Genomic DNA, 13,190 nt, shown 5'->3' with positions numbered 1-13,190 from the left:
TTCATCCTCTAGTTGAGGTTGAGGGTTCCGGAGTCAGGCGAAGGGGTCGACTTACCAAGTTGATCCGCCAACGAAGGAAGGGAAGCGCACGTGGCGGCTCCACAGAATTATCTCGCTGTTATCAAGGTTGTAGGCATTGGTGGTGGCGGCGTTAACGCAGTCAACCGCATGATCGAGGTTGGGCTCAAGGGCGTTGAATTCATCGCCATCAACACTGACGCTCAGGCTCTGCTCATGAGTGACGCTGACGTGAAGCTCGATATCGGACGCGAATTAACCCGCGGACTGGGAGCTGGCGCAAACCCAGAAGTTGGCAAGAAGGCCGCCGAAGATCATGCGGACGAAATCGAAGAAGTGCTCAAGGGTGCTGACATGGTGTTCGTGACCGCAGGCGAAGGCGGCGGTACCGGAACCGGTGGCGCACCAGTTGTTGCGCGCATCGCTCGTTCCCTCGGTGCATTGACCATTGGTGTGGTCACCCGTCCGTTCGGCTTCGAAGGTCGCCGCCGCTCGTCACAGGCTGACGATGGCATCGACGCCCTGCGCGCCGAGGTCGACACCCTCATCGTGATTCCAAACGATCGTTTGCTGTCGCTGTCAGATCGCAACATCAGTGTGATCGACGCATTCCGTCAGGCAGATCATGTGCTGCTCCAGGGTGTCTCGGGTATCACTGACCTGATCACGACCCCCGGTCTGATCAACCTTGACTTTGCAGACGTCAAGAGCGTTATGCATTCCGCTGGCTCTGCACTCATGGGTATCGGTTCAGCGCGAGGCGAAGACCGTGCCATTGAGGCAGCAGAAAAGGCCATCTCTAGTCCGCTTCTTGAAGCTGGCATTGATGGTGCCCATGGCGTCCTGCTGTCTATCTCGGGTGGCAGCGATTTGGGTCTGTTCGAAATCAATGAAGCCGCTCGCTTGGTAAGCGATGCAGCTCACCCCGACGCCAACATCATTTTCGGTGCCGTCATTGACGACACCCTTGGCGATGAGGTGCGCGTCACCGTGATCGCTGCCGGATTCGATGGCGGCGAGCCACCAGCTCGCTCGGCCTCCGTGCGTAAGACCGCTGAGCCACAAGCACCAGCAGCTTCCGCGACCGGTGAAGTGCCAGTGGTGACCTCACCGCCAGCACGCCCAGTTCAGCCAGCTCGCACCATCGTGTTTGACGATGCTGACGATGATCTGGATATCCCTGACTTCCTCAAATAGGGAACTTCCCCAGAAATCCCTATGAATCCTCTTGCCGCGGGACGTTTCAGGCCCGCGTCACCCTGTGGCCGCCCAGTAAACTGGGCGGCCACAGGTCGTTTGGGTGGCGGCAGTGTTGTGCCGTTTGATTCTTTGAATTTGTCGACCACCGTTGGTGATGACCAGAACACCGTGCTGGCCAATCAGTTGAGCGTGGCTGCCCTTGTGGGTGCCAGTGAATTGCACATTCTTGATGCCAAGCACGGATCACAGGTGGGCCTTGCATCTCACGCGGGGATTGCGCGCGGATGCGATGGAGTGGTCACCACAGTGCCAGGGCTTGGGCTCTTGGCTCTTGCAGCCGATTGCGTGCCAATTGTGTTGGCTGACCCAGGCGCGGGTGTTATTGCTGCCGCCCACTGTGGGTGGCGGGGGCTCACGGCAGGCATCGTGGAAGCAACTGTGAGCGCGATGCGCGCACAGGGTGCAATAACTATTCAGGCAATTACTGGACCAGCGATTTGTGTTCACTGTTATCCAGTGCAGCAGGACTGCATCGATCAATTGCGCGATGGCCTTACGCCCGAACAATTTCTTTCGGTGTCGCACAAGATCGGCAGTCAATGGCATGTTGATGTGCGGTCGGGAGTGCACAGGCAATTGGCGCAGCAAGATGTGCAGTTCAGCAGTGTGGATCGATGTACGTTCGAGGATTCATCGCTGTTTTCCTACCGGCGCGATGGCCGTACTGGCCGTCAAGGAATGATGATTGTGTTATGAGCGAAGACCGTCTTTTGGAACTTTCCTTGAACTTGAGTGAAGTCCATGCACGAGTAGATGCTGCTTGTGTTGCGGCCAATCGGGCGCGAAGTGAGGTCCAAGTTCTTGCTGTAACAAAAACCTTTCCGGCTTCCGATCTGGATCTCCTTGCGCAATTGGGATGCACAGATGTTGGCGAAAGTCGCGATCAAGAAGCACGCGCTAAGAGACAGGACGTTGCAAGCCCGCTGCGTTGGCACATGATCGGCCAAGTCCAACGCAAGAAGGCCAAGCATGTGGCTGCCTGGGCCGATGTCGTGGAATCGGTGGATCGCATCGAACTGGCGCAGGCACTTGAGTTGGGGGCCCAAGCTGCCGACAAGACTCTTGACGTGCTGATTCAAATATCCCTAGACCCGCTGGGCTCGCCCAATCGAGGGGGAGTCGATCGCATCGGCGTTGCCCCGCTGGCGGAACTCATATTGAAATCCACCCACCTGAACTTGATGGGAGTGATGGCTGTGGCGCCCCTAGAGGGCGACCCGCAGGCCGCCTTTGAACTGCTAGCGCTCTCGCACACGCAGCTGCTGCAGATGGCTCCGCAGGCCCGGACTGTCTCTGCCGGCATGAGCGGGGATTTGGAAATAGCTATTGCCAACGGCGCGACACAGGTGCGTATAGGGGGCGCGCTCCTAGGGAACAGGCCTCCTCTGAAGTAGCCTGAGAATTCCTGTAGGTCGATTTTCGGAGGTTTTACGTCTCATGGCTAGCGCAATGCGCAAGATGGCTGTGTATCTCGGCCTCGTAGAGGACGACGAACACGAGGAACTGTACGCAGATGATTACGAAGATGTGCGCCAAAACGTGCGCACCCGTGATCGTCGTCCGCCAGCTCCTGCGTATGAAGAGCGCGAGCCCGATCGATACCAAAGCCGCAGTGTGCGCGCGATCCCAGATCAGCGCGCTGTGCGTACCTTCCGTGATGATGCCACTCCAGATCGTCGCCCATCAATGGCGCCAATGGCTGATCGTCGCCCAGTAGCACCTGTTGAATTCAGCCGCATCGAAACTGTTCATCCGCGCAGTTATAACGATGCACGCCGCATCGGCGAGGATTACCGAGATGGCGTTCCTGTCATCATGAACCTCACTGAACTGGATGATCCAGACGCAAAGCGCATCATTGACTTCGCAGCTGGTTTAGTTTTTGGCATGCACGGCAGCATCGAACGCATCACCAACAAGGTGTTCTTGCTTTCACCTCCAAATGTTGATGTCGGCGAAGCTGCTCGTGCGCAGATTGCCCAAGACGGTTTCTTCAACCAGAGCTGATGCGTGCCGTAGGGCAAATCCTTGCCACCATTTTGTTTGTTTACCAGTTAATTTTCTTTGCCCGCATCGTGTTCGACCTGTTGCAAATGTTCGCGCGGTCATGGCGCCCACGAGGCCCGATTCTGATTCTTGCTGAAGTTATTTATTCCTTAACTGACCCACCATTGCGGTTGCTGCGCAAAGTTATTCCGCAAGTACGCCTCGGTGGTGTAGCTCTGGACTTTTCGTTCTTAATCCTGCTCATCGTCTTGCAGATGTTGATTGGGATCTTGAGCAGTATTGGTTAGTTGCGCGCAATAGCGATTGAGCCGCTGTACTCAGCTACATCAACAATGATGGTTCCGCCCAAATCGTTATGCACAGAAGTGGCCAGAACCTCGCCAGCAATTTCTTCAGCATGATCGGCCCACATCTGCATGACATCAGAATCTTGGGATGACCACCACAGGGTGATGCGGTCAGACACTTCAAAGCCCGCATTCTTGCGTGCTTCTTGAATTGCGCGCACAACTTCACGGGCAAGGCCAGCGCGGCGTAGTTCGTCAGTGATGGTGAGATCCAAAGCGACACTTTCGCCACCTTCAGACGCCACTGCCCAACCCTCGCGTGGAGTTTCAGTAATCACTACATCGTCAGCAGTAATCTCCACAGTTCCAAGTTCGCCTGCCTCAAGGGACACTGAACCGGTGCTGCGCATGGTTGCGTGAAGTTGTGCTGCATCAGATGCCGTTATGGCAGCGGCTACGAATTGAGTCTGTTTGCCAAAGCGAGCACCAAGGGCGCGAAAGTTTGCCTTCATCGAGATATCAACGAGGCCTGCTTCTTGTGAATCGAGCGCATCACTGGATTGAATGTTGAGCTCTTCACAGACTTGATCACGAAGAGCCTGGGAAAGATCAGCCCAACCAGGCGCAGATACGAGCGCGCGACGAAGCGGCTGGCGGGTGCGCACGCCACTGGTTGCACGCGCAGCACGACCAAGTTCAACGATGCGGCGTACCAAGGCCATGTCTGTTGCAAGCTTTTCATCAACAATGGATTCATCAACCAGTGGCCATGAGGCCAAGTGCACTGAATCTGGCGCATCCCCAACGCTAAACAAGTCTTGCCACACGCGTTCAGTGATGAATGGTGTGAATGGAGCCATGCACAGGGTTACCGTGCGCAGCGCTTCGTGCAAAGTTGCCAGTGCAGCTGGATCGCCATCCCAGAATCGACGACGGGATCGACGCACGTACCAGTTGGAAAGATCGTCAATGAAGGTCGCGATCAAACGACCAGCTGCTTGAGTATCAAATTGATCAAGCGCAGCATCAACATCGCGCGCAAGGCGATTGGACTCCGACAGCAGCCACTGATCAATGATTGGACGATCGGCAATTGCTGGGGCTGGTGAAGTTGGGTCCCAATCAGCAAGGCGACCGTAGAGTGATTGGAAAGCAACAGTGTTCCAGTAAGTAAGGAGCGTCTTGCGCACAACATCGGCGATAGCCGTATGGCCAACACGACGAGCCTGCCATGGTGAACCCGAAGCCAGCATGAACCAACGTACGGCGTCTGCACCATGATCGTTCATCAGTCCGATTGGTTCAAGCACATTACCCACGTGCTTACTCATCTTGCGACCATCTTCATCAAGGATGTGTCCAAGGCAGACAACGTTCTTATATGAAGACTGATCGAATACGAGTGTGCCGATGGCCATCAAGGTGTAGAACCAACCGCGGGTCTGGTCGATTGCTTCGCAGATGAAGTCAGCTGGGTATTGCGCAGCGAAATCAACGTCACTTTGTGGATAGCCGACGGCGGCAAAAGGCATGGCGCCTGAGTCGTACCAGCAGTCGATGACTTCTGGAACGCGGGTGGCAATTGCTGCACACATTGGGCAAGGGATGGTGATGTCATCGACGTACGGACGATGCGGATCAGTGTCGCAAACATCGCGACCAGCAAGAACGCTGAGTTCAGCTAGTGATCCAACAGCAGTGAGGTGGCCTTCGTCGCATCGCCAGATAGGCAGGGGAGTGCCCCAGTAGCGGTTGCGTGAAAGTGCCCAATCGACGTTGTTATCAAGCCAGTCACCGAAGCGACCATGCTTGATCGTTCCTGGGAACCAATTCGTGTTTTCGTTTTGCGCAATCAGTTGATCTTTGATTGCAGTAGTGCGGATGTACCACGATGGTTGCGCGTAGTAGATCAATGGAGTGTGGCAACGCCAGCAATGCGGATATGAGTGCTCGTATTGCACATGCTTAAAGAGTCGACCTGATTCGTCGAGCATCTTCACAAGTTCTTCATCGGCCTTCTTGAAGAAAATTCCACCAACAACGGGAACAGAATCCTCGAAGTGACCATTTGGCAACACAGGATTGATAACAGGTAATCCGTAAGCCCGGCATGAAGTGAGGTCGTCAGCGCCAAAGGCAGGGGCTTGATGAACTAAGCCTGAGCCGTCATCAGTTGTGACGTAATCAGCCAAAATGACGTAGTGCGCGTCAGGGATTTCAATTAAATCAAATGGGCGTTCATATCCAATGCGTTCCAATTCGCTACCTGGCATGGTTGCTAGAACTTCAAAGCCTTCATCAAACAACCCTGCAGCGAGCTCTTGTGCAACAACGAGTGTTTCACCATCAACGGTGCGCACAACTGCGTAGGTTGCAGTGGGCTTCACCGCAACTGCCGTGTTGGAAACCAAGGTCCACGGAGTTGTGGTCCATACGAGTAATGCTGCGTCGGGGAACTTGGCTAAGAAATCAGCATCGGTAACCGGGAAGCGCACGTAGACCGAAGGATCAACAACGGTTTCATAACCCTGTGCAAGCTCATGATCAGAAAGTCCAGTTCCACAACGTGGGCAATATGGCGCGACGCGGTGGTCTTGCACGAGTAAGCCCTTGTCGAAAATTTGCTTTAATGACCACCACACGCTTTGGACGTAGCCGGCATCCATGGTCCAGTAGGCACTGTCCATATCGACCCAGTACCCCATGCGGTTAGTCATCTCGGTGAATTCACCGACGTGACGCAACACTGATTCCCTGCAGCGATCGTTGAATTCAGCAACACCAAACGTTTCGATGTCTTGCTTGCCAGAGAAGCCAAGTTCTTTCTCAACGGCAAGTTCAACAGGCAGGCCGTGGCAGTCCCAGCCAGCCTGGCGAGGGACGTGATAGCCCTTCATCGTGCGGTAGCGCGGGAAAATGTCTTTGAAGGCTCGAGCCTCCACGTGGTGGGTGCCGGGCGTGCCATTGGCAGTGGGCGGACCCTCATAGAAGACCCAGGAGGGGCGACCCTGGCTTAGCTCAAGAGATCGAGCGAAGGTGTCTTTTTCCTCCCAGAGCGCCAACACCTCATGCTCCATCGCAGTGAGGTCGATCTGTGCGGGCACAGCGCGATACATGGAGCTCCTAGCCAAGATGAGGTGAGAGACAAGGATATCGGCCCCGAACTCGTCGGGCTGCTTGTGCCCAATGCGGCGCGGCAGCGGGGTATGGGGGCCCTGATGACTTAGAGTCCGCCGGGATTACCAAGCAAGGGGGCACGACCATGGCTGCAAAGAAAGCGGCGGTAAAGGCACCGGCGAAGAAGGCTGCGCCGGCCAAGAAGGCTGCGCCGGCGAAGAAGGCCGTCGCTGCTAAGCCAGCACCCAAGAAGGCTGCCGCTCCAGCCAAAAAGGTCGCTCCAAAGCCAGTAGTCAAGAAGGCTGCGCCCGTGAAAAAGGCTGCTGCTCCTGCAAAGCCAGTGGCCAAGAAGGCTGCTCCGGCTCCGGTAAAGCCAGTTGCCAAGCCAGTTGCAAAGACTGAACCAAAGGCCGCACCAAAATCTGCTGCCAAGAAAGCCGAACCAGCGCCGAAGGTTGAAGCGCCAGTTGTTGAAGAAGCGCCGGCCAAGCCAGTGATCAAGCGCCCAGTTCCCACGATTTCAGCGAATAAGCCCAAGAAGCAGTTGGCGCCAAATGGCAAGCCACTTGTTCGTGAAGATGAATCACCATGGTCTGCGGCTGAGCTCAAGGAAGTGCGTAAGGCACTGAATGAAGATATCAAGCGTCTGGAAGAAGAACTCATCAACGCAGAAGCAGGTCTTGAGGATCTGATTCGAGATTCGGGTGATGGCGCAGGCGACGATGCTGCGGATGCCGGTTCCAAGACATTCGAGCGTGAACATGAAATGTCGCTGGCAAATAACGCACGCGAGATGTTGCTGCAGGTCGGCCACGCAATCGCGCGTCTTAACGACGGCACATACGGTGCTTGTGAGTCCTGCAGCAAGCCAATTGGTAAATACCGTCTGCAAGCTTTTCCTCGCGCAACCTTGTGCTTGGTGTGTAAGCAGGCTGAAGAACGCTTGATGCTCTAGCAACTAGAGTGCTCATGTGAGTACCGCTTCAAGTCGTCGTCCAATTATCGTTTTGGCGGCAGTCTCACTTGGCGTGGTGTTCCTAGATCAACTGACCAAGGCTTGGGCCTACTCAACTTTGCGTCCCCGCATCCTCAATGGCGAAGGCTCCATTGAAGTTCTTGGATCGTTGTTGAAGTTCACCTATACACAAAACACCGGTGCTGCTTTCAGCATCGGTACAGGTGCGACTTGGATCTTTAGCCTCATTGCTGTTGGTATTGCGGTATTCATCATCCGTTCCGCAAAAGATCTTGGCAGCGTTGCTTGGGCAGTAGGGCTTGGCGGATTACTCGGTGGATTACTCGGTAACTTGATTGACCGACTCATCCGCGAACCAAGTCCGGGCCAGGGTTTTGTTGTTGACTGGATTCAGATACCGAATTTTCCGGTGTTCAATGTCGCCGACATGAGCATTACATTTTCTGCCATCTTGATGGTGATCCTGGCTTTACGCGGGATTGACTACAAGGGAACTGCGAGCGCAGGTTCATGACAATACGCACGATTCCAATTCCTGATGGCCTTGATGGCGAACGCGTGGATGCTGGGCTTTCACGTTTGATTGGTTTATCTCGAACGAAAGCAGCTGCACTTGTCGAGGCAGAGCACGTGTTCATGGATGGCAAGACGCTAATTAAGAGTGATCGACTGATCGCTGGTGCGATGCTGCAAGTTGATCCCGATGCACTTGATGTTGATAAGAACGTTGACGAAGTTCCGCAGCCCGTTCCAGGCATGAAAATTCTTTATGACGATGACGATTGTGTGATTGTCGATAAGCCGGTTGGTGTTGCTGCACACGCAAGCCCTGGCTGGACCGGCCCAACAGTGGTGGGTGGCTTGGCTGCCGCTGGTTATAACATCACGAGTTCTGGTGCAGCTGAGCGTCAAGGCATCGTGCATCGCCTCGACGTTGGAACGTCAGGTGTGATGGTTGTTGCCAAGAGTGAGCGCGCCTACACAAGTTTGAAGCGTCAGTTCAAAGAGCGAACCGTTGAAAAGATTTATCACGCAGTCGTGCAGGGCCAGCTTGATCCTCTGCGTGGAACTATTGATGCACCGATTGCGCGCCATCCACATCACGACTATCGCTTTGCGGTGATCGCAGGCGGTAAAGCCAGCGTGACTCATTACGAAACCTTGGAAGCTTTTACTCATGGTTCGCTCGTTGAAGTGCACTTGGAGACAGGTCGTACTCACCAAATTCGCGTGCACATGTCGGCCATGCGTCACCCATGTGTGGGGGACTTGACCTACGGCGCTGACCCGACCCTGGCCAAGAAAGTTGGCCTAGAGCGGCAGTGGCTCCACGCGGTTACCTTGGGCTTTGAACACCCATCATCAGGGGATCGAATCGTGGTGACCAGCCAGTATCCGCAGGATCTGGTGACCTCACTTGCGCGCCTTCGCGATGGGGCCTGAGGCCAAAGTTAGAGTGGGTCAATGACATCGGAGGAGCAGTTCGTTCACCTCCACGTGCATACCGAATATTCGATGCTCGATGGGGCTGCGCGCCTCGATGATCTCCTTGGTGAAGCCGTAAAACTTGGTATGCCAGCCATTGCCATGACAGACCACGGCAATCTCTATGGCGCCTATGAGTTCTACTCCAAGGCCAAAAAGCACGGCATCAAACCCATCATTGGACTTGAAGGCTATTACGCACCACAGGGTCGTTTTACTCGCGCCCAGTTCGATTTTGGTGGAGGCTTTGATGAAGGAACTCCTGAGGATCCAACGGCTGGCCGCGGTAAGCAGAGCTATACCCATATGACCTTGTGGGCAGAAAACACTGCTGGCATGCACAATCTGTTTCGCGTTTCCTCACTTGCAAGCCTTGAAGGTCTCTATCACAAGCCACGCTTTGACCGAGATCTCTTGGAGCGTTACGGCAAAGGCTTAATCGGTACCACTGGTTGCCCAAGTGGTGAAGTCAACCGTTGGTTGCAGGCCGGCCAATACAAGAAGGCACTTGCTGCAGCAGCTGACTACCGCGACATCCTTGGAGCGGGTAACTACTTCTGTGAAGTGATGGATCACGGCCTGCAGATTGAAACGCAGTTCAGGCTTGATCTGATGAAGATCGCGAAAACCCTTGAACTTCCATTGATCGCAACCAATGACCTGCATTACGTGCGCGCATCTGATGCAGACACGCACGACGTGTTGCTGTGTATTGGTACGCGCACCACGATGGATGATCCAAAGCGTTTCCGTTTCGATGCACGGGATTTCTATTTGAAGAGCGCAGAAGAAATGCGCAAGGTCTGGAAGGAACTTCCTGAAGCTGTTTCCAACACCCTGTTAATTGCAGAGCGTTGCGATGTCACCTTCACCGAAGGCGCAAACCTCATGCCACAGTTCCCGGTTCCTGAAGGGGAGTCGGAAGAGTCATGGTTGGTCAAGGAAGTTGAGCTCGGGCTGGCAAAGCGTTACAAGGGTGAGATTCCTGATGATGTGCGCAAGCAAGCTGAATATGAAGTCGGCGTCATCATGCAGATGGGCTTCCCCGGCTACTTCTTGGTGGTTGCTGACTTGGTGAAGTATGCAAAAGACAATGGCATTCGTGTTGGTCCAGGTCGTGGTTCTGCAGCGGGCGCAATGATCGCGTATGCACTTGGCATTACTGATCTTGATCCGTTGAAGCATGGCTTGCTATTTGAACGTTTCTTGAATCCGGAACGTATTTCGATGCCCGACATTGATATCGACTTCGATGAACGTCGACGCTCAGACATGATCCGTTACGCAACTCAGCGCTACGGCGAAGAGCATGTTGCGCAGATCATTACCTACGGCTCAATCAAGGCAAAGGCTGCCATCAAAGACAGTGCACGCGTTCTTGGTTATCCGTACGCGGTCGGTGACCGCATCACCAAGGCAATGCCACCTGCCGTGATGGGTAAAGACATCACCATTGCAGGCATGTTTGATCCAAAACACGATCGCTATTCGGAAGCTGCTGAATTCCGAGCGCTTGTTGAATCAGATGTTGATGCAGCGCGCGTTGTTGACACGGCTAAAGGGCTTGAGGGTCTGAAGCGTCAACCAGGTGTGCATGCCGCGGGCGTGATTTTGTGCCGTGAGCCGTTACTTGACGTGGTGCCAATTTGGCGCCGTGAACAAGATGGTTCGATCATCACGCAGTTCGACATGGGTGCCTGCGAAACCCTGGGCCTACTCAAGATGGACTTCCTTGGTCTTCGTAACCTCACCGTGCTTGATGACTGTTTGAAAAACATTCAAGCCAACCGCGGTGAAACTGTGGTGTTGGAAGATCTTGGGTTGGAAGATCAACTGACCTACGAATTGCTTTCGCGCGGTGACACCTTGGGCGTCTTCCAGCTTGATGGTGGCCCAATGCGTCAGTTGCTGCGTTCCATGCAGCCCGATAACTTCGAAGATATTTCTGCCGTGCTTGCGTTGTATCGCCCAGGCCCGATGGGTGCTAACGCGCACAATGATTACGCCGACCGCAAGAACCATCGCAAACCAGTGGTGCCAATTCACCCTGAACTTGAAGAGCCGCTCTCGGAAATCCTTGGCGATACCTACGGCCTGATTGTGTATCAGGAACAAGTCATGGCGATCGCGCAGAAACTTGCCGGGTACTCACTTGGTGCTGCAGACCTCTTGCGTCGCGCAATGGGCAAGAAGAAAAAGGAAATTCTTGAGCAGGAGTTTGTGCCATTTAGTGAGGGCATGAAGGCCAATGGTTACGGCGATGCTGCCATCAACAAGCTGTGGGAAATTCTGGTTCCCTTTTCTGATTACGCCTTCAATAAAGCGCACACTGCTGGCTACGGCTTGGTTTCCTTCTGGACTGCTTATCTCAAGTCGAATTACCCATCTGAATACATGGCTGCACTGCTGACCAGTGTCAAAGACGATAAAGACAAGTCAGCGGTGTACCTGAACGAGTGCCGTCGCATGGGTATCAAGGTGCTGCCACCTGATGTCAACGATTCTGACTTTGATTTCACGCCTCGTGGCACCGATATTCGCTTTGGCCTTTCGGCTATTCGCAATGTTGGTGGCAACGTCGTTGATTCGATCATTGAAACCCGCCGCAAGGTTGGTCGTTTTGCCGACTTCCACGATTTCATCGCACAAGTTGAAGCTTCGGTTTGTAACAAGCGCGTGGTGGAGTCGCTTATTAAGGCTGGCGCCTTCGATTCACTTGGTCATACCCGCAAGGGCTTGGCATCTGTGCACGAGCAGGTGGTGGATTCAGCCGTTGACATCAAGCGAGCTGAAGCTGTTGGCCAGTTCGATCTCTTTGGCGGGCTAGATGCATCCAATGACAACACCTTGGTGATTCCTCCAGATATTTCCATCGGGGAGTGGGATAAGAAGATCCTGCTCGCACACGAACGCGACATGCTCGGTCTGTATGTGAGTGATCACCCGCTTCATGGAACTGAACGAGTGCTCGCGCAATTAACTGATCGCAGCATTGCGTCGCTCATCATGGACGAAAACGTTGATGGCGTCATGGTCACCATTGGCGGCTTGGTCACTTCAGTGCAGCGCAAAACCACGAAGCAAGGTTCATCCTGGGCCATTGTCAGCCTTGAGGATCTTGAAGGCTTGGTTGAAGTCATGGTCTTCCCGCAGACGTATCAAAAGGTCAGCACCATGCTGATTGAAGATGGTGTGATCATCGTGCGTGCCCGCGTTGATCGCAGTGATGACGATGGCTTACGTGTGGTTGCGATGGAAATCAGTGCGCCAGACATCACTGAAGGCGACAGCGGCCCTGTGCGGTTGTCGATGCCAGCGCAACGCTGCATTCCGCCGCTTGTTGATCGTCTGAAAGAAATTCTTGCGGTACATCCAGGCACCACTGAAGTCCATTTGCATCTCACTGGCGGCACGAGCACCACAGTGCTTCGCCTTGATGACAAGTTGCGCGTCACGCCAAGCCCAGCGCTCTATGGTGATCTCAAAGCGTTGCTTGGCCCGAACTGTCTGAGCTGATGTCCGTCAAACGAAAAGCTTCGGCAGTGATCACCGCTGGTGTGTTGTTTGGGCTGGTGATCGGTACCGCGCTTGGCGTGATGTGGTGGCGTTTGGCTCCGCGAGTGGAAGTCGTTGTTGAGTCAGGCCAGTTAGTTGATTTTCAGACCAAGGGGTTTTTGGCATCAGATATTTCCTATGGTGCTTTGGCGATAGTCGCGGGATTGCTCGTGACCATTGGCTTGGCCCGTATGCGGCGCGAACATTTGCTTTCAGTGTTGGTCGCAGGTGTGCTCAGTGGCTTGGTCGGATCCTTCTCGATGTTGTGGGTGGGCCATTACTTGGGTCGCGTGGATATTGCAGGCCTAGCTGGTACTGAAACGGGGGTTGTTGAAGGCCCGTTGGTGTTGCATATGGGAGCCATGCTGCTTGTATGGCCGATTATCGCGGCGGTTGTGGTCACAGTGCTGGCATTTGAAGACTGGCTGGGCGGTCTCAAGCGCAAATAGTGGCGTGAAAAGGCAAGGCCCCATCTACGCGTAAAC

At 54.4% G+C, this 13,190-nt stretch carries 11 protein-coding genes; 10 read left to right on the top strand and 1 reads right to left on the bottom strand.

The window, feature by feature from the left end:
* The first annotated feature begins 90 nt into the window (after positions 1-90).
* Genes ftsZ through PHN51_01890 form a run of 5 tightly spaced genes read left to right on the top strand, consistent with a single transcriptional unit; the run spans position 91 to position 3,572 of the window.
* A complete protein-coding gene (ftsZ, locus tag PHN51_01910; protein ID MDD2817536.1) occupies positions 91-1,215 on the top strand; it encodes a cell division protein FtsZ in 1,125 nt (374 codons plus the stop codon).
* 21 nt (positions 1,216-1,236) lie between these two features.
* Positions 1,237-1,974 (top strand): polyphenol oxidase family protein, encoded by a 738-nt coding sequence (locus PHN51_01905; GenBank protein ID MDD2817535.1) that lies wholly within the window; start codon positions 1,237-1,239, stop codon positions 1,972-1,974.
* A complete protein-coding gene (locus PHN51_01900; protein MDD2817534.1) occupies positions 1,971-2,672 on the top strand; it encodes a YggS family pyridoxal phosphate-dependent enzyme in 702 nt (233 codons plus the stop codon). The genes PHN51_01905 and PHN51_01900 overlap by 4 nt, the downstream gene beginning before the upstream one ends.
* 43 nt (positions 2,673-2,715) lie before the next feature.
* A complete protein-coding gene (gene sepF / locus PHN51_01895; protein MDD2817533.1) occupies positions 2,716-3,285 on the top strand; it encodes a cell division protein SepF in 570 nt (189 codons plus the stop codon).
* A complete protein-coding gene (locus PHN51_01890) occupies positions 3,285-3,572 on the top strand; it encodes a YggT family protein (protein MDD2817532.1) in 288 nt (95 codons plus the stop codon). Before sepF ends, PHN51_01890 begins: the two co-directional genes overlap by 1 nt.
* Here the strand turns inward: PHN51_01890 and ileS are convergent.
* Positions 3,569-6,688 (bottom strand): isoleucine--tRNA ligase, encoded by a 3,120-nt coding sequence (ileS, locus tag PHN51_01885; protein ID MDD2817531.1) that lies wholly within the window; start codon positions 6,686-6,688, stop codon positions 3,569-3,571. The two genes, PHN51_01890 and ileS, sit on opposite strands and share 4 nt — an antisense overlap.
* Before the next feature lie 146 nt (positions 6,689-6,834).
* Here ileS and PHN51_01880 point away from each other — a divergent pair, with 146 nt between their 5' ends.
* Genes PHN51_01880 through PHN51_01860 form a run of 5 tightly spaced genes read left to right on the top strand, consistent with a single transcriptional unit; the run spans position 6,835 to position 13,154 of the window.
* The gene (locus tag PHN51_01880; protein MDD2817530.1) at positions 6,835-7,644 is read left to right on the top strand and encodes a TraR/DksA C4-type zinc finger protein; all 810 of its coding nucleotides are present in this window, start codon (positions 6,835-6,837) and stop codon (positions 7,642-7,644) included.
* 16 nt (positions 7,645-7,660) lie between these two features.
* Entirely contained in the window at positions 7,661-8,179 is a 519-nt protein-coding gene (lspA, locus tag PHN51_01875; protein ID MDD2817529.1) for a signal peptidase II, read from the top strand.
* Positions 8,176-9,108 carry an RluA family pseudouridine synthase gene (locus PHN51_01870; protein MDD2817528.1) on the top strand — a complete coding sequence of 311 codons (933 nt, stop codon included), beginning with the start codon at positions 8,176-8,178 and terminating at the stop codon, positions 9,106-9,108. Before lspA ends, PHN51_01870 begins: the two co-directional genes overlap by 4 nt.
* 21 nt (positions 9,109-9,129) lie before the next feature.
* Entirely contained in the window at positions 9,130-12,666 is a 3,537-nt protein-coding gene (gene dnaE, locus PHN51_01865; protein MDD2817527.1) for a DNA polymerase III subunit alpha, read from the top strand.
* Complete coding sequence (locus PHN51_01860; GenBank protein ID MDD2817526.1) at positions 12,666-13,154, top strand: hypothetical protein; 489 nt, start codon at positions 12,666-12,668, stop codon at positions 13,152-13,154. Before dnaE ends, PHN51_01860 begins: the two co-directional genes overlap by 1 nt.
* The last annotated feature ends 36 nt before the right edge of the window (positions 13,155-13,190 follow it).

This window comes from Candidatus Nanopelagicales bacterium (assembly GCA_028687755.1).
Lineage (GTDB): Bacteria > Actinomycetota > Actinomycetes > S36-B12 > S36-B12 > UBA11398.
Note: the sequence above shows the minus strand (reverse complement) of the source record. Positions and strands in the feature narration are given on the sequence as shown.